The 15,821-nt window shown below is 64.2% G+C and carries 11 protein-coding genes; 7 read left to right on the top strand and 4 right to left on the bottom strand.

Annotation, left to right across the window (positions count from 1 at the left end):
• Nucleotides 1–78: 78 nt before the first annotated feature.
• Nucleotides 79–858, bottom strand: coding sequence for an SDR family oxidoreductase (locus tag FJ426_RS09785; RefSeq protein WP_140560907.1), 780 nt, complete (start codon nucleotides 856–858; stop codon nucleotides 79–81).
• A gap of 117 nt (nucleotides 859–975) precedes the next feature.
• Between FJ426_RS09785 and FJ426_RS09790 the strand changes: the two genes are divergently transcribed.
• Together FJ426_RS09790 and FJ426_RS09795 are read left to right on the top strand one after the other, a co-directional pair.
• A complete protein-coding gene (locus tag FJ426_RS09790; RefSeq protein ID WP_140498929.1) occupies nucleotides 976–1,791 on the top strand; it encodes a UDP-2,3-diacylglucosamine diphosphatase in 816 nt (271 codons plus the stop codon).
• Between the two features lie 129 nt (nucleotides 1,792–1,920).
• Nucleotides 1,921–3,135, top strand: a complete 1,215-nt coding sequence (locus tag FJ426_RS09795; RefSeq protein WP_140498927.1) for an MFS transporter — start codon at nucleotides 1,921–1,923, stop codon at nucleotides 3,133–3,135.
• On the opposite strand, the gene dgcA is transcribed toward FJ426_RS09795, so the two are convergent.
• Nucleotides 3,106–4,089, bottom strand: a complete 984-nt coding sequence (dgcA, locus tag FJ426_RS09800) for an N-acetyl-D-Glu racemase DgcA (RefSeq protein WP_140498926.1) — start codon at nucleotides 4,087–4,089, stop codon at nucleotides 3,106–3,108. The two genes, FJ426_RS09795 and dgcA, sit on opposite strands and share 30 nt — an antisense overlap.
• 77 nt (nucleotides 4,090–4,166) lie before the next feature.
• Between dgcA and FJ426_RS09805 the strand changes: the two genes are divergently transcribed.
• The 4 genes from FJ426_RS09805 (at nucleotide 4,167) to FJ426_RS09820 (ending at nucleotide 8,256) form a co-directional block, all read left to right on the top strand.
• Nucleotides 4,167–5,354 (top strand): ABC transporter permease, encoded by a 1,188-nt coding sequence (locus tag FJ426_RS09805; RefSeq protein WP_140825190.1) that lies wholly within the window; start codon nucleotides 4,167–4,169, stop codon nucleotides 5,352–5,354.
• Nucleotide 5,355: 1 nt separating this feature from the next.
• On the top strand, nucleotides 5,356–6,174 hold the full coding sequence (locus FJ426_RS09810) for an ABC transporter ATP-binding protein (protein ID WP_140498922.1): 819 nt from the start codon (nucleotides 5,356–5,358) through the stop codon (nucleotides 6,172–6,174).
• 14 nt (nucleotides 6,175–6,188) lie between these two features.
• On the top strand, nucleotides 6,189–7,562 hold the full coding sequence (locus FJ426_RS09815) for an MlaD family protein (protein WP_140498920.1): 1,374 nt from the start codon (nucleotides 6,189–6,191) through the stop codon (nucleotides 7,560–7,562).
• Nucleotides 7,563–7,656: 94 nt separating this feature from the next.
• Entirely contained in the window at nucleotides 7,657–8,256 is a 600-nt protein-coding gene (locus tag FJ426_RS09820) for an ABC-type transport auxiliary lipoprotein family protein (protein ID WP_224518948.1), read from the top strand.
• 32 nt (nucleotides 8,257–8,288) lie between these two features.
• Here the strand turns inward: FJ426_RS09820 and FJ426_RS09825 are convergent, their stop codons facing one another.
• Together FJ426_RS09825 and FJ426_RS09830 are read right to left on the bottom strand one after the other, a co-directional pair.
• Complete coding sequence (locus FJ426_RS09825) at nucleotides 8,289–8,903, bottom strand: 3'-5' exonuclease (RefSeq protein ID WP_140498918.1); 615 nt, start codon at nucleotides 8,901–8,903, stop codon at nucleotides 8,289–8,291.
• 97 nt (nucleotides 8,904–9,000) lie between these two features.
• On the bottom strand, nucleotides 9,001–15,153 hold the full coding sequence (locus FJ426_RS09830) for a kinesin (RefSeq protein ID WP_140560908.1): 6,153 nt from the start codon (nucleotides 15,151–15,153) through the stop codon (nucleotides 9,001–9,003).
• A gap of 272 nt (nucleotides 15,154–15,425) precedes the next feature.
• On the opposite strand from FJ426_RS09830, the gene FJ426_RS09835 reads away from it, so the two are divergent.
• A complete protein-coding gene (locus FJ426_RS09835; protein WP_140525377.1) occupies nucleotides 15,426–15,794 on the top strand; it encodes an Hpt domain-containing protein in 369 nt (122 codons plus the stop codon).
• The last annotated feature ends 27 nt before the right edge of the window (nucleotides 15,795–15,821 follow it).

Here is a 15,821-nt window from a genome sequence, read left to right on the forward strand (position 1 = left end):
TTCACGTTGACGAAGCAGGGATAATCAATCTGTTTCAACAGCTTGGCGGAATTCCTTCGACGCCGGCGCTACCGGGTCTCAGAAGGCGCTGACATAGAGGCCGCCGTCCACCGGTATGTTCTGGCCGGTCAGGTAGCCGGCATGGACCGAGCACAGGAAGGCACAGATCTGGCCGAATTCCTCCGGCGTGCCGAGCCGCTTGGCCGGCACGTCGGCACTGATGCGCGCCTTGCGGGCGGCTGCCGCGGCCGGGTCTTCAACGCTGCCGGCCTCGTGCGGACCGCGCAGCCGGTCGGTATCCAGCTTGCCGGGCAGCAGGCTATTGATGGTCACGTTGCGGTCGACCACCGTGCGCGCCACGCCGGCAAGAAAGGAGGTCAGGCCGGCGCGCGCGCCGGACGACAGATCAAGGCCGGGGATGGGGACATAGACCGATAGCGAAGTGATGTTGACGATGCGGCCAAAACCGCGCACGGCCATGCCGTCGATCACTGCCTGCACCAGCTCGATCGGCGTCACCATGTTCTGGGTCACGCCTTCGAGCATCTTGGCACGATCGAGCTCGCGGAAATCGCGCAGCGGCGGGCCGCCATTATTGTTGACCAGTATGTCGGGTTCGGGGCAAGCGGCGAGAAGCGCCTTCTGCACCTCGGGCTTCGATACGTCGCCGACGACTTCCGTGACGGTCACGCCGTAACGCTCGCGCAGCTCCGCAGCGGTTTTGGCCACCAGCTCGGCGTTGCGCCCGTTGACGACGACGTCGCAACCAGCCTCGGCCAGCGCCATGGCGCAGCCTTTTCCGAGCCCCTTGCTCGAAGCGCAGACGATGGCCTTCTTTCCGCGGATGCCGAGATCCATGACGATTTCTCCTGTGATTCGCCGGCAGGCTAGCTCTTGGGCTGGACCAATCGCAACCGTCATACGGTTGTTGCATGAATCGGGGCATAGGCTCGCGAAAGCAACGGTGAATTCGCGATGTCCGGCCAAGAGCCCCGCACGTTCCGCAGCATGTTCATCTCCGACGTCCATCTCGGGTCGAAGGCGGCAAAGGCCGATTTCCTGATCGATTTCCTTAGACATCACGATGCCGACATCATTTATCTCGTCGGCGATATCGTCGATGGCTGGCGCCTGAGGCGCAGTTGGCACTGGCCGCAGAGCCACAATGACGTCGTGCAGAAATTGCTGCGCAAGGCGCGCAAGGGCGCCACCATCACCTACATCGCCGGCAACCACGACGAATTCGCTCGCCAGTTCCAGGGCGTGCATTTCGGCGGCATCGTCGTAGCCGACCGCGCCATTCACGAAACCGCCGACGGCAGGCGGCTGCTCGTTATTCATGGCGACCAGTTCGACACGGTCGTGCACAATCAGCGCTGGCTCGCCTATCTCGGCGACCATGCCTACGACGCCGCCATGCAGGTCAACCGTGTGATCACCCGGCTGCGCCAGCTGCTCGGCCTGCCTTACTGGTCGTTTTCGTCCTGGGCCAAGGTCAAGGTCAAGAAGGCGGTGAATTTCATCGGCTCGTTCCAGACGGTACTCAGCGACGAGGCGCGGCGCTCGCATGTCGACGGCGTCATATGCGGCCATATCCATCATGCCGCGATCGAAAGCTATGGCGACGTTCAGTACATCAACACCGGCGACTGGGTGGAAAGCTGCACGGCGGTGGTCGAACATTTCGACGGCCGGATGGAAATCCTGACCTGGGCGCATGTCTTGCCCGAGGCGCCGGACGAACCATTCATCCCGATGCTGATCGAGGACCGGGTGGTGCAGGCCGCCTGACTGCGGGTGCCAGGCACAGATTCCGGTGTTAATCGATTAGGCCAATCGGTTTCGTCCGGTTTTTCCTCATGTTAAGGGTCAATCCACACTGCTCGCCGTTCGTGGACGGCAGCGTTATTGGATCGATTCATGCCGCTGCCGCCGCTTTCACCCGAACAGCTCGTCAAGCCTCGCCATTTCGAACTGCGCATGAGCCTGATCTTCGCGACATTGTTCGTGTCGCAGGGCACGCATCTGCCCTACTTCCCGCTGTGGCTGCAGGCGAAAGGTTTTCACGCCGAGCAGATCGCCGTCATCCTGGCGGCTCCGATGTTCCTGCGCGTCGTGACGACGCCGCTGCTCACCGCGCTCGCGGACCGGGCGAGGGACCGCGCCGACGTCTATATCGCGCTCGTCGCGGCATCGATGATCATTTCCGCCGGCTATTTTCTGCCGGCCTCCTACGCCGTCGTGCTTGCGGTGTCGCTGGCGCTGACGATCGTATGGACACCGCATTCGCCGATGGCCGATTCGCTCGCGCTTTCGGGCGTGCGCCGCTTCGGCTCCAACTACACCAGCATGCGCAAGTGGGGTTCGATCTCGTATCTCTGCGCCAACGTGGCCGGTGGTTTCATCCTGACCGCGGCAGGGGCGCAAGCCGTCCCGGCGATCATTTTCGCGGCACTGGGTGCCGCGCTCTTTGCCGCGCTGCTTGCGCCGCGTCTTGGCCGGCCGCGCCTTGCCTCACCGCTTTCGGCCGCGGAGATCCAGCACTCGGCACCAAGTCTCTTCAATGCCTATTTCGTCTATTTCACCCTGGGTGTCGGCATCCTCACCGCCAGCCACGCCTTCCTTTACGGCTTCGTGTCGATCTACTGGAAGTCGATCGGCATCGGCGACACCGTCGTCGGGCTTCTGTGGGCGTGGGGCGTGGTGGCCGAAGTCTGCATGTTCGTGTTTTTCAACCGCATATTCGCCTCCGTGTCGGTCGTCAGGGTGATGGTGATTGCCGGCATCGGCGCGGTCGTGCGCTGGATCGCCTTTCCGCTGATCTGGCCGCTTGGCCTCGGCGTCGCCGGGTTTTTCGGCGTCCAGACCCTGCATTCGGTGTCGGTGGCCATGGTGCTGATCGGCCTGCAGAAAATGATCGGCGAAACGGTCTCGGAAGAGCGCACCGGTGCCGCACAGGGCGTCGCCTATTTCTTCAACGGCTTCTTCATGGCCGCCGTGACGCTCGCCTCCGGCCCGCTCTACGACCGTTTCGGGGTCGACGGCTTCCTGGCCATGATCCCGATCGCGATCATCGGCCTGGTGCTGGTCGGACTCGCGGCGCGCTCAGCCCCAAAGCGCCGGATCGGGCGGTGAAACCAAGGATCCCTCATAGGCGAGGCCGGGCACACGATCCCGCGCAAGCAGCAGCGGTCCGTCGAGGTCGACGAAATCGGCGTCCTGGGCGAGCAGCACCGCCGGCGCCATCGCCAGCGACGTGCCGACCATGCAGCCGACCATGACGCCGAAACCCAGTTCGCGGGCGCGGTCGCGCAGCACGAGCGCCGCCGTCAGCCCGCCCGACTTGTCGAGCTTGATGTTGACGGCATCGTAGAGACCGGCGAGCGCGGCCAGATCCCCCGCCTCATGCACGCTCTCGTCCGCGCAGATCGGCACCGGATGCGCGATGTGGCGCAGGATGCCGTCATGGCCCGCCGGCAGCGGCTGTTCGATAAGCGCGATGCCTTGCTCGGCGGCAAAGGCGAGGTTCGCGGCGATGGTGTCGTCGTTCCAGCCCTCGTTGGCGTCGAGGATGATGCGGCTGCCGGGCGCGGCCTGCCGGACCGCGCGGATGCGCGCAATGTCGTTGTCGCCGCCGATCTTGACTTTGAGCAGCGGGCGCGCCGCGTTGGCACGGGCCTGCGCCGCCATCGCCTCGGGTTCGCCCAGCGACAGCGTGTAGGCCGTCTCGAGCTGATGCAAAGGAGCCGGCCAGACTACGTCCGCCACCGCCTTGCCGCTGATCTTGGCTTCCAGGTCCCACAAGGCGCAATCGATGGCGTTGCGCGCCGCGCCTGCCGGCATGGCGCCGAGCAGGGCTGTCCGGTCCATGCCAGCAGAGATTTGCCCGCGCATGGCCTCTATCGCGGCGCGAACCCCGTCCATGGTCTCGCCATAGCGTTTGTACGGCACGCATTCGCCACGGCCCGTGTAATCGCCTTCGCTGATCGTGCAGGTGATCACTTCGGCTTCGGTCTTCGAACCACGCGAAATGGTGAAGGTGCCGGCGATTGGAAAACGCTCGGCCTCGACCGAAATGACACGCGCCATAATTTTCTGCTCCGGCTGTGCGAGAAGGGTCGTCGGCAAATCGACAAGGCCGGACCCGTCAGGCTAAACAGGACGCCATGTTGACCATCGGCAAGCGCGACGCAAGCGGCAAGACCGCCTCGGAGGCTGACCACGAACCGCGCGTGTCGGTCGGTGAGGAAGCAGGCGTTCTCGGCTGCGCCTTCTCGGGAATCTGGACGACGCGCACCGTGGCCGCGATGGACGCAGAGATGCGCAAAATCGAGAAACGGAGCGGTTTCAATACCTTGGCGCTCGATCTTTCGCATATCGAGAAGATCGATACCGCCGGCGCCTGGCTGATCGACCGCCTGGTCAGCGCTTTCGAGAAGAAGGGCGTCGAGGTCAGGTTGCAGGGCCAGAGCGACGTTGCCTCGATCCTGCTCGGCGCGGTCGGCGATGCGGTGCGGCGCGAGCCCGAATCGGGGCCGGTCGGGCCGCCCAACATCGTCATTCGCACGCTGGAGGCGGTCGGCCGCCGCGTCTACGAAATGCGCGACGATTTTCTCGCCTCGATGAACATACTGGGCGCCACGATCCGTGGCGCGCAGATGAAGCTCGGCCGCGGCCATGCCGTCAATCCGGCGGCGATCTTCAACCAGATCGACCGCATGGGCGTCGGAGCCATTCCGGTGGTGGTGCTGATGTCGGCGATCGTCGGCGCCATCGTTGCCCAGCAGGGCGCCTACCAGCTCAGCTATTTCGGCGCCGACATCTTCGTCGTCGACCTCGTCGGCGTGCTGATCCTGCGCGAACTCGGCGTGCTGATGACGGCAATCATGATCGCCGGCCGCTCGGGCAGCGCCATCACCGCCGAAATCGGCTCGATGAAGATGCGCGAGGAAGTGGATGCGCTGAAGGTCATCGGGCTTAACCCCATCGGCGTGCTGGTCTTTCCGCGCCTGGTGGCGCTGGTGATCGCCCTGCCTTGCCTGACCATCATCGCCAATTTTGCCGCACTCGGCGGCGGTATCCTCGCGGCTTGGCTCTATTCCGACATCGCACCCGCCGCCTTCATCGATCGGCTGCGCGTCGCCATCGACCTCAGCACCATTTTCGCCGGCCTGATCAAGGCGCCGTTCATGGCCATGATCATCGGCACCATCGCCTCGGTCGAGGGCATGAAGGTCGGCGGCAGCGCCGAATCGCTTGGTCAGCACGTGACCGCCTCGGTGGTGAAATCGATCTTCGTCGTCATCATCCTCGACGGGCTTTTCGCCATGTTCTATGCAGCGATCGAGTTCTGAAATGGCGATGGGAAACGGCATCGAGACCAGGGCCAAGGAGGGCGCGGATGACAGCGAGGTCGTGCTTTCGGCGCATGACATCACCGTTTCCTTCGGCGACAACCTGATCCTCGACAAACTGTCGCTCGATATCTGGCGCGGCGAGATCCTCGGTTTCGTCGGCGCTTCGGGCGCCGGCAAATCAGTTCTGCTGCGCACCATCCTTGGTTTGACGCGCAAGCAGTCCGGCACGATCAAGCTGTTCGGCGTGGATATCGAAAAGGCCGACGATGCCGAACGGCTGCGCATCGACATGCGCCTTGGGGTGCTGTTCCAGCACGGCGCGCTGTTCTCGGCGCTGACGGTGCTGGAAAACGTCCAGGTGCCGATGCGCGAATATCTCGACCTGCCGCGCAAGTTGATGGACGAACTGGCGATGCTCAAGGTCGAACTGGTCGGGCTGCCGCCGGACGCGGCGCAGAAATTCCCGTCCGAGCTGTCGGGCGGCATGATCAAGCGCGCGGCACTGGCTCGCGCGCTGGCGCTCGATCCCGACATCGTCTTCCTCGACGAGCCGACCTCGGGCCTCGATCCGATCAGCGCGGCGGAATTCGACGAGCTGGTGGTCAAGCTGCGCGATACGATGGACCTGACCGTCTACATGGTGACCCACGATCTCGACACGCTTTTCACCGCCTGCGACCGCGTCGCCGTGCTCGGCAAGAAGAAAGTGCTGGTCGAAGGCACCATCGACGACATGCTGAAGAGTGAAGAACCGTGGGTAAAATCGTATTTCCGCGGAAAACGAGCCCGGCAACTTGATCTTGCCGCGCGCGCATAGCCATAAGTGAAGCAATGGAAACCAGAGCCAACTACGTTATTGTCGGCATCTTCACGCTGGTGGCGATCCTCGCGGCGTTCGGCTTCGTCTATTGGACGGCGGCGATCGGCGACAAAGGCGAGACCACATTGTTGCGCGTGCGCATCCCTGGCTCGGCTTCCGGACTTGGCCGCGGCAGCTTCGTGCTGTTCAACGGCGTCAAGGTCGGCGACGTCAGGCGCGTCTATATCGATGTCGACAATCCGACGGTCGCCATCGCCGACACCGAGATCGACCGCATGACGCCGATCACCAAATCGACGCAGGCCGATATCGGCCTGGCCGGACTGACCGGACAGGCCAATATCGAACTCAAAGGCGCCGACCCCAAGGAAGTAAAACTTCTCGACCAGGCCGAAAAGGAAGGCAAGGTCGCCGAGATCGTGGCCAACCCGTCGGCGGTGACCAATCTTTTGCAGACGGCGCAGAACATCTTCACGCGCGCCGACACGGTACTGACGCAGCTGGAGGGGTTCACCAAGGATGTGCGCGGGCCGCTGACGCAGACCGTGCAGAATGTGCAGACGTTCTCCGACGCGCTGGCCAGGAATTCCGACGGCGTCGACAAGTTCCTGTCCGCGGTCAGCGCGCTGTCCGATGAGCTGAAGGGTGTCTCGGGCAAGCTCGACGGCACGCTGAAGGCGGCCGAAGGGCTGCTCAATGCCGTCGACAAGGACAAGATCAAGAGCATCGTCGCCAATGTCGATACGGTGACCGGCAACCTCAAGGAAACGTCCAAACAGCTCGATGGCGTGATCAGGAATGTCGATACGGCCGTGGGATCGGTCAATGATTTCGCCAAGCAGACACAAGGTACGCTGGCCAAGGTCGACGGCGTGCTCGACGGCATCGATCCGGCGCAAGTGCGCACGGCTCTGGCCAACATCCAGAAGGCAAGCGAAAGCGCCGACAAGGCGGCCTCGGACATCGCCAAGGTGACCGGCAAATTCGCGAACAGGGCGGACGACATAGACGAGACGATCAAGGATGCGAGGCAGCTCGCGCAGCGGCTCAACGACGCCTCGGTGCGCGTCGACGGCATCCTGGCCAAAGTCGACAAGCTGCTCGGTTCGGGGCAGGCGGACGGCGTGATGGCGGACGCCAGGGACACGCTGAGGTCGTTCAAGCAGGTTGCCGATACGCTGAATTCGCGGCTTGGCGTCATCACCGACAATATAGCCCGGTTCTCCGGCCAGGGCCTTTCGAATGTCGAAGCGCTGGTTCAGGACAGCCGCCGTTCGATCAGCCGCATCGAGGAGGCGGTTACCGACCTCAGCCGCAATCCGCAGCGCATCCTGTCGGGCGGCGAGGGCGAGGTTCGGCAGTACGATGGCAGGGCGCGGCGTTGACTTCGGTCTCGGCTCGCCGCAGAAACAGTGTCTGCATCCGCGGGTTGTTATTACAATCCAGGGATAGTGAGGCCGGGGACAGCAGGGATCGCGCGTGAAGTCGACGATTGTGTTCAGATCGGGCGTGGCCTTGCTTGCCTTGACCCTTGCCGGTTGTGCCGCGCTGCCGGGCGGCGGGCCTGCGCCGCTTGACACATTCGAGCTGTCGGCGCCGTCGGTCGAGGCGCATGGCCATAGCCGCCGCCAGATCCTGATCGCCCAGCCGTCCGCGCTCAAGGCGCTGGACAGCCAGAACATCGTCATAAAACCGTCCCCGCGCTCGATCCAGTACCTCAAGGGCGCGCAATGGGCGGACCGGCTGCCGCTGATCGTGCAGGCACGGCTGGCGGAGACGTTCCAGCGCTCTGGCAGCTTCGCCGGCGTGGGCAAGCCGGGCGAGGGGCTGGCGATCGACTACCAGGTCATTGTCGAGATCCGTTCGTTCGAAGTCCGCGTCGACGGCGGCGATCATGCCGAGGTCGACCTGTTCGTGCGCATCCTCAACGACCGCAATGGCGAGGTGCGTGCGTCCAAGAGCTTTACGGCGACCGCGCCCGTCTCGGGCAGCGGCAACCAAGGCTATGTCGGCGCGCTCGATGCTGCCTTCGGCGACGCGGCCAAACAGATCGTGCGCTGGACTGATTCGGCGATCTGAGCGGCGATGCCGGGTGGGCGCCAGCCACCAGGCTACAAGCGGTCGAAGGCGTCCGGCCGCAGCTTTCCGGTCTTCATCAGGTGCTGCAGGGTGTAGGCTACGGACAGCGCGTCATCGAGCGCATCGTGTCCCTGCAATGGCGGGTGTTGAACGCCATAATAGTCGGCAAGCTTGTTGCTCGGCGTCCTTGCCAGGTCCTCGATCGGCATCCCGGCCGAGATCAGCAGCTTTACGGCATTGTCAAAGCGGGCCGCCGGGATGGAAGCGGGGATGCCTGCGATATAGCAGCTGATGGCTATCATGTTCAGTTCGTCCTTGCCCCAGGACCAAAATCGCGCCCCATTGGAGAAACGATCGACGTCAACAAGGGCTTCTCCTAGCGCGACCCCCTCGATCTCCAGCTTTTCTTCTGTGATGCCAGTCAGTTCGGTGAAGAAAGGGTCGAGCGCGTATCTCCTGCCAAACCGGTCGATCGGTCTGACATAGGCCTTGTGCGTGCCCAGGACGGGAAAGTCGTCTTCGAGCCCAAGCCTGACCGCGCCGATCTGCGCGATGACCGGATCCGGATCGTGAGCCGCGCACCAGAATCGACGTTGCGAGCCCTCAAGACAAAGAAACTCGCAGTCGAGTATGATCGCCGTCTTCACAAGTCAGAGATCCAGTTCCGGATGCGACGTCCACCCTTCCAAGCCAAAAGGCGGGAGACAAGTCCCCCGCCTTTTTTCATTGGCTGTCTGCCGCTGCCTAGTGCAGGCGGCCGCTGGCGTGGGCCAGCATGGTGTAGACCTTGCCTGTATCCGAGGTCAGGTAGGTCTGCGCCATGATGTTGTCGCGGTCGTTGCGCGACACGTCCTTCAGCAGCTTCTCGAAATCATCGCAATAGCGGTCGACGGCGGCGCGGAACTCTGCCTCCGTCTGGTACTTGCGACGGATCTCGTCGAACGTCTGCTGCCCCTTCAGCGTATAGAGCCGCCGCGTGAACACGTCACGCTCGCCGCGCCGGTACCGGTTCCACAGTTCGATCGACGCATCGTGATCGATGGCCCGTGCGATGTCGACGGACAGCGAGTTCAGTGATTCCACGACATGAAGCGGCGAGCGCTGGGCAGGGGCGGCGCGCGGCGCGTCGGCGGGTGTTGCCGGCTTGGCTTCGTCCTCGCGTGACGCCCCGCTCAGGAGATCGCGCACCCAGCCGCCCTGTTGCGTGCGGGCGCCGGCGTCGGGACGCTGGCGCGGCGCCGTGTCGGCGGGGCGCTCCAGGTCAAGCGTGCCGCGTAGCGCCGTGCCGCCCGACGGCGCCTGCGGCGCGCGAAGTTCCGGCTGTGGCGCGGGAGCGCGGCGCGGCGGCTCTGCCGCGCGGGACGCTGCCGGGGCTTGCGGCGCCGGGCGCAGATTGCGCGATTCCAAGGGCTCTCCACCACTGCGGCCGGACTTCGCAACGATGTCCGAAAGCTCCTTCAGGGCGTTGATCTGCTCGGAAACCGCGCGGCGGATGGCCGATGTCGATTCCTTGGCCTCTTCCGGCATCTCGATGACGCCTTTCTTGAGCTCGGCGCGGGTGAGGTCGAGCTCGCTCTTGATGGCGCCGGCGGTGCGGCGCATCTCCTCGGTCGCGTCGGAGAAGCGCTTGGTTGCCGAATCGACGACGTCGGTGATGGCGTTGCGGATCTTGTCGGCCGATTCCAGCGTCCTGCCTTCCGCATTTTGCAGCGTCTGGCCGACCAGATTCTCGAACGAGCGCATGACCCTTTCGAGATCCTCCGACTTCTTGACCAGGCCGACAGCGAGATCCTCGAGTGAAGACTGCCTTTCTAGCGTGTGTTCGAGGTTGCTCTGGGCCGAGCTCAGGAGGTCCGAAGCACCGGCGAGCAGGCGGCTGTGTTCATCGAACTTGGTGGCGATCGACGCGACCTCGCGCAAGGTCGACGACGACAGTTCCGTCAGCCTTGTCGTGTTCGAATCGACCAGCCTTGCCGAGCTGGCGAAGGTCTGCGCCGCTTTCTCGGTGGTTGCCGCGAAGCTTTGCGTGCTGCCGGTCAGGCGTTCGTCGACCTGGCCGAGATTGGCCGCGGCCTGTTCGATCAGCTGACCGAGCTGCGCGCTCGACGTGGTCATTCGGCCGATCAGGTCGGCGACACTGTCGGATAGCGACGAGCGGGCACCTTCGACCGCCGAAAGGGTCTCGGCGGTGCGGCTGGCGAGCGCGTTGACGAGGGCTGCGTTTTCGCTGCGCAGCTTCTCGGCGGCACGTTCGGTGACCTCTTCCATGCTCTTTTGCAGTTCCGAGCCGCCCTGGGCGAAACGCTCGACCAGCGGCCGCGCGGTCTCGTCGAGGATCTTCGACATCTCCGCCGACCGTGCCGCGAGCATGGTGTTGAGCTCGCGGGTGTTGGCGCCGATCGTCTTGGCGGCGTCGTTGGTGCTCTGGCCGATATGCTGGCCGACCGCGGTGAAGGTCTCCGCGATGACATTGGCGCGCGACACGAGTTGCGCTTCGGCGCTCGACACCTGCTCGTTGAGCTTCTGGCCCATCGTCTCGGCGGTATGGGCTAGCCGGTTCTCGACGCTGGCGATCTGCTCTTCGACGCGGGCAGCAGCCGTTGCCGCGGTCGATGCGAGCCGCTCGTCGGCGCCGGCGAGCGCCTGCTCGATTTCACGGGCATGCGCGGCCAGTTCCTGGCCGGTCTGGCGCGCACGGTCGGCGACCCTCTGCTCCGTGCTGGTGAAGGCGCCAACGATGCTCTGCGCATGTTCGCCGATGGTCGAGGTGCTGGCGGCGATGCGGGAAACCAGTCGGTTGTCCGCATCATCGAAGATGCGGGCGATTTCGGAGGCGCGGCCTGACAGCGCTTCCGAACCTTCGGCGATGCGCGAGACCAGGTGCTGGTCGGCGGCGTCGAAGATGCGGCCGAGATCCGCTGCACGCGCGGCAAGAGCTTCGGCCGATTCGCCGATGCGCATGCCGAGCCGCTGATCGGCGCCTTCGAAATTGCGCAGGATATCGCCGGCGCGCGCGGCCAGCGACTGTGCCGTTTCGACGGCCCGGGCAACCAGCTTCTGGTCGGCCGCGTCGAAGGTGCCGGCAATCTCGCTCACCCGAGCCGCCAACTGGTCGGCGGTCTCCTGGGCGCGGGCGGCCAGCTTCTGGTCGGCCGCGTCGAACGTGCCGGCGATTTCGCTCGCACGGGCGGCAAGCTGATCGGCGGTTTCATGGGCTCGCGCCAGCAAGGAACTGGACGCATCGTCCGCGCGGGCAAGCAAGGCGCTCGACGTGTCTTCCGCACGGGCGTGGAGACGGCGATCCGCCTCCTCGAAGGTGCGGGCGATGTCTTCGGCCCGGGCCAGCAGGGCGGCCGAGGTCTGCTCGGCGCGCTCGGCGATCTTGCGATCCGCATCGGAGAAGGCTTGGCCCGCCTGCTCATGCAGGACGCTGGTGACTTCCAGGACCTTCTCGCGCAAGGCGCCGGCCACGAAGACGGCGCTCTTCTCGAGCACGTTGCGCACATTGTCGACGCCTGTCGACAGCGCACGCTCCATGGTGCCCGCACGCTCCTCGATGATGCCGGTCTGGCGACTGAACGCCTGCTCGATCTTGTCCACGTCGGCGGCGATCGCAGCGGAGATGTCGGTGCTCCTGGCCGCGATCTGGTCGATGTGACCCGACAGTGAACGATCGATATCCTTGCGGGTCTCGGCGAGCCTGCCGAGATCGTCTTCCAGCGCGCGGCTCAGCACGTCGCGGCCTTCGGCCAGCTTGCCGACATGTCCGGCGATGATGCCGTCGAGATCGCCACGGCTCTCCGACAGCCTCTGCAAATCGGCCTCCAGCGCGCGCTTGAGGATGTCGCGGCCTTCGGCCAGCTTCTCGACCTGGCCGGCGACAAGGCCGTCGATGCTCGAGCGGCTTTCGGCCAGCTTGGCGAGATCGTCCTCGAGTGCCTTCGACAGCACCGAACGCTCCTGGACAAGCCGCTCGGAGTGGCTATTGACCAGTCCGTTGACGTTTTCCAGATCGTCTTCGAGTGCCTTCGACAGCGCCGAACGATCCTGGACAAGCCTTTCGGAGTGGCTGTTGACGAGAGTGTTGACGTTTTCGAGGTCGGCTTCGAGCGCCCGGGCGAATTGTCCCCGATCTTCGACCAGTTTCTGGGACTGGTCGGCGACGGTGTTCTTGATCGTATTGAGATCGGCTTCCAGCGCACGGCGCAGGATGTCGCGGCCTTCGGCCAGCTTCTCGACCTGGCCGGCCACCAGCCCGTCGATGCTCGAGCGGCTCTCGGCCAGCTTGGCGAGATCCTCCTCAAGCGCTTTCGACAAGGTCGAACGGTCCTGGACCAGCTTGTTCATGTGGTCGGCAATGACGCTGTTCACGTTCTGCAAGTCCGCCTCGAGAACCCGCGACAGCTGCCCGCGGTCCTCGGCCAGCCTCTCGGACTGGCTCGATATGACGCCCTTGATCGCGTTGAGGTCGGATTCCAGCGCCCGCCTGAGAATATCGCGGCCTTCGGCCAGTTTCTCGACCTGACCGGCGACCAGGCCGTCGATGCTCGAGCGGCTCTCGGCGAGCTTGGCAAGGTCGGCTTCAAGGGTCTGCGACAGCAGGCTGCGATCTTCGGCCAGGCGGCCCGAATGGTCTTCGATCAGCCCGCGTATGCTGGACAGATCGTCCTCCAGCGAACGGCCGAGCTGCGAGCGGTCTTCCGCCAGTTTGGCCGAATGCGCCTCGATGAGGTCCTTGATGCCGGCGATGTCGTTCTCCAGCGCCTTGGCGAGTACCGCGCGGCCCTCGGCGATCTTCTCGACCTGACCGGCGACAAGGCCATCAATGTCGGCGCGCGTGTCCACGAGCTTGCCGAGGTCGGTTTCGAGCGCGCGCGAGAGAATGTTGCGGCCCTCGGCCAGCTTGCCAACATGTCCAGCAACCATTTCGTCAATGATTGTACGGGCTTGCACCAGCTTTCCGGAGTCTTCGTTGAGAGCCTGGGAGAGCCGGTTGCGGCCTTCTTCCAGCCTTTCGAGGTGGCTGCCGAGCGAAGCGTCGATGGCAGCGCGCGATTCGTTGACCTTGCGCAGATCTTCTTCGAGAGCGCGCGCGATCAGGCTGCGGCCTTCGGCCAGCTTCTGCACCTGGTCGGTTACCGCGGCATCGATGCCGGCACGGCTCTCGGCGAACTTGGCCAGATCGGCCTGCATCGCGGCCGCCATGCGCTCGCGGCTCTCGGAAAGGCTGCGGCTGTGATTTTCGACCGCTTCCTCTATGCCCACGCGGGCATCGGCAAGCCGCTGGATATCGGCATCGAACGAGCGCGAGACGACGTGGCGCGCCGCTTCCATGCGTCCGGCGAAATCGCTGGCGCGCGCTTCGAGCATGGACGAGGTCGACGTGACGATATCGGCCATGTCGGCGCCGATCTGGGTCTTGCCCTGGTCGATCATCGCCGTCAGCGTGTCCTTGCTCTCGGCGAAGGTGTGGGCGATTTCGCGCGCGCGTTCGACCAGCGTTTCGTTGATCTGCCGGGCGCGGGCTTCGAGTGCTGCGTTGAGCTTCTGCGTGCCGGTATCGAGGGCCTCGGCGCGGGTCTGGAACTCGCTGATCAGCGCCTGGCCGCGCTCGGCGAGCGTGCGCTCGATGCCGTTGAGGCTGGCCTCGAATTCCGAATTGAGTGTGCGCGCGGCGCCGCCTAGGAGCGACACCATGCCGTTGGTGCGATCGTCGAGCAGGTCGGTCAACGACCGGGTCAGGCCGTCGGTCGTGTCCGTCAGCTTGGCGATGCGCGTGTCGAGCAGGCTGGCGAAAGCCTCGCCGGAGGTCGAAAGCTTGTCGGTTATGGTGTCGAGCCGTCCTTCCACCGAATCGAAGATCGACAGCGAACTTTCGTTGATGCGGTCGATAAGCGTGTCGCCGGAATTGGTGATGGTCATCGACAGTTTGGTCGATGCATTGAGAATGCTGTCGCGGATGAGGTCGCTGGCAGCGCCGATTTCGTCCTTGAGGGTGTCGTGCGCGCCGGCGATCGAAGCGCGAACCCGCTCCGCATGGCTGACGACCGCCTCGCGCTCGCTGCCGAGCCCGTCGACGAGCGAGCGGATGCGGGTTTCGTTTTCCGAATAGGAGCGCTCGATCTGGTTGACCTCGCTGTGGACCAGCGTTTCCAGTTCGACGGCGCGGGCCAGCGTGCGTTCGATGCCTTCGCCCATGGCGGCCACCTCGCGGCGGACGGCTTGGCCGATCATCATGACGCGATCCTGGGCCATGTTTTCCGGCTCGGTGAGGCGGAAGGCCACTTCCGTCATCGACTGGGCGGCGATGCGCATGTCCTGCGCGCGGCGAATCATGGCGGCGAAGGCCCAGAACAGGATGACCGGCACGATGGCCGCGACAGCAAGGCCGATCAGTTCGGGACGGGCGAAGAACTGGTCGAGCGTGCGGATCCTCCAGATGCTCGGCCCGAAGAGGAGGTTGGCCAATCCGCCCGCGCCGGCGATCCAGGCCAGCGAAACGAAGGCGATAACCCAGTAGATCGTGTTCGAGGCGCGCCGGTTGAGGCTGTGCAGAAGCGTCTTGTAATCCTTCTGACGATCGTCATTGGCCGGCGAGAAGCCGGCGGGCTGACCGCCATTGCGTGTTTCGACGGGGCGCAGTTCGGCGGGTCTGGTCTTTGGCGCGGGATTCGCGGCCTGGGCTTGGTTGACGACGGGTGCCTGCGTCTGATTGCGTCCCTCGCGCGCCAATTCGTCGGCGGCCTGGGATATCTGCGCTTCCAGATCTTCCATCGAGGCCGCTATATCGAGGTCGCCGCTGCCGGTGTCGCCGCTGAGGTCGAGATCGAGTGCCTTCTCGAGTTCCCTGGCCACATCGTTGTCCAGAGATCTGGTCGTCGTTGTTTTCTTCGCCATGCCTTCGCTACCCTGTACTAGCTGCCGCGGGCTTATGATTTTGGTTGTCGCACCCACGCGCAGGAGGCTGAAAATGGACCCCTCGTATCGTAATGACACAGGGGGGTAAAGAAAACATGCATTCCGCGGGATACGTAAAACTTTAAATATAAGGTTAACGGAAGCGTGATTCCGGCGCCGCTTTCGCAACATTTTTTCCGGCCATCCATTAACCCGTTGTCCATTGGATTCGCCTAGTTTTTCAGGCGGCCGAAGAAGCGGAGTTCGAGTTCATGCGTGGCGAAAGCGGCATTGCCTTCTCAATGCCCGGGGGCGATGTATCGGGAACGAGGCGGTCCCGACCGGTCGATTTGGCACACCTTGCGCGGCAGACGATGGGCGACCGCGGCCTCGAACAGGAGGTGCTGGCGCTCTTTGTACAACAGGCGCTGTCGGTGCGCGACAGGATAGTCGATGCGGACATCAAGGACCGGCTGCTCCTGGCGCACGGCCTGAAGGGTTCGGCGCGTGGTGTCGGGGCCTTTGCCATTGCCGATTGCGCCACCGAGATAGAACGGCAGCCGGAAGACAGCCAGACGCTTACGCGGCTCGGCAAACTGATCGACGAAGTGCGCGATTTCATCGCCGCAATCAACCGCTAGGCCGGTTTGTGGAAAAACGTCACCGAG

The sequence above is a fragment of the Mesorhizobium sp. B2-6-4 genome (assembly GCF_006441495.1).
Lineage (GTDB): Bacteria > Pseudomonadota > Alphaproteobacteria > Rhizobiales > Rhizobiaceae > Mesorhizobium.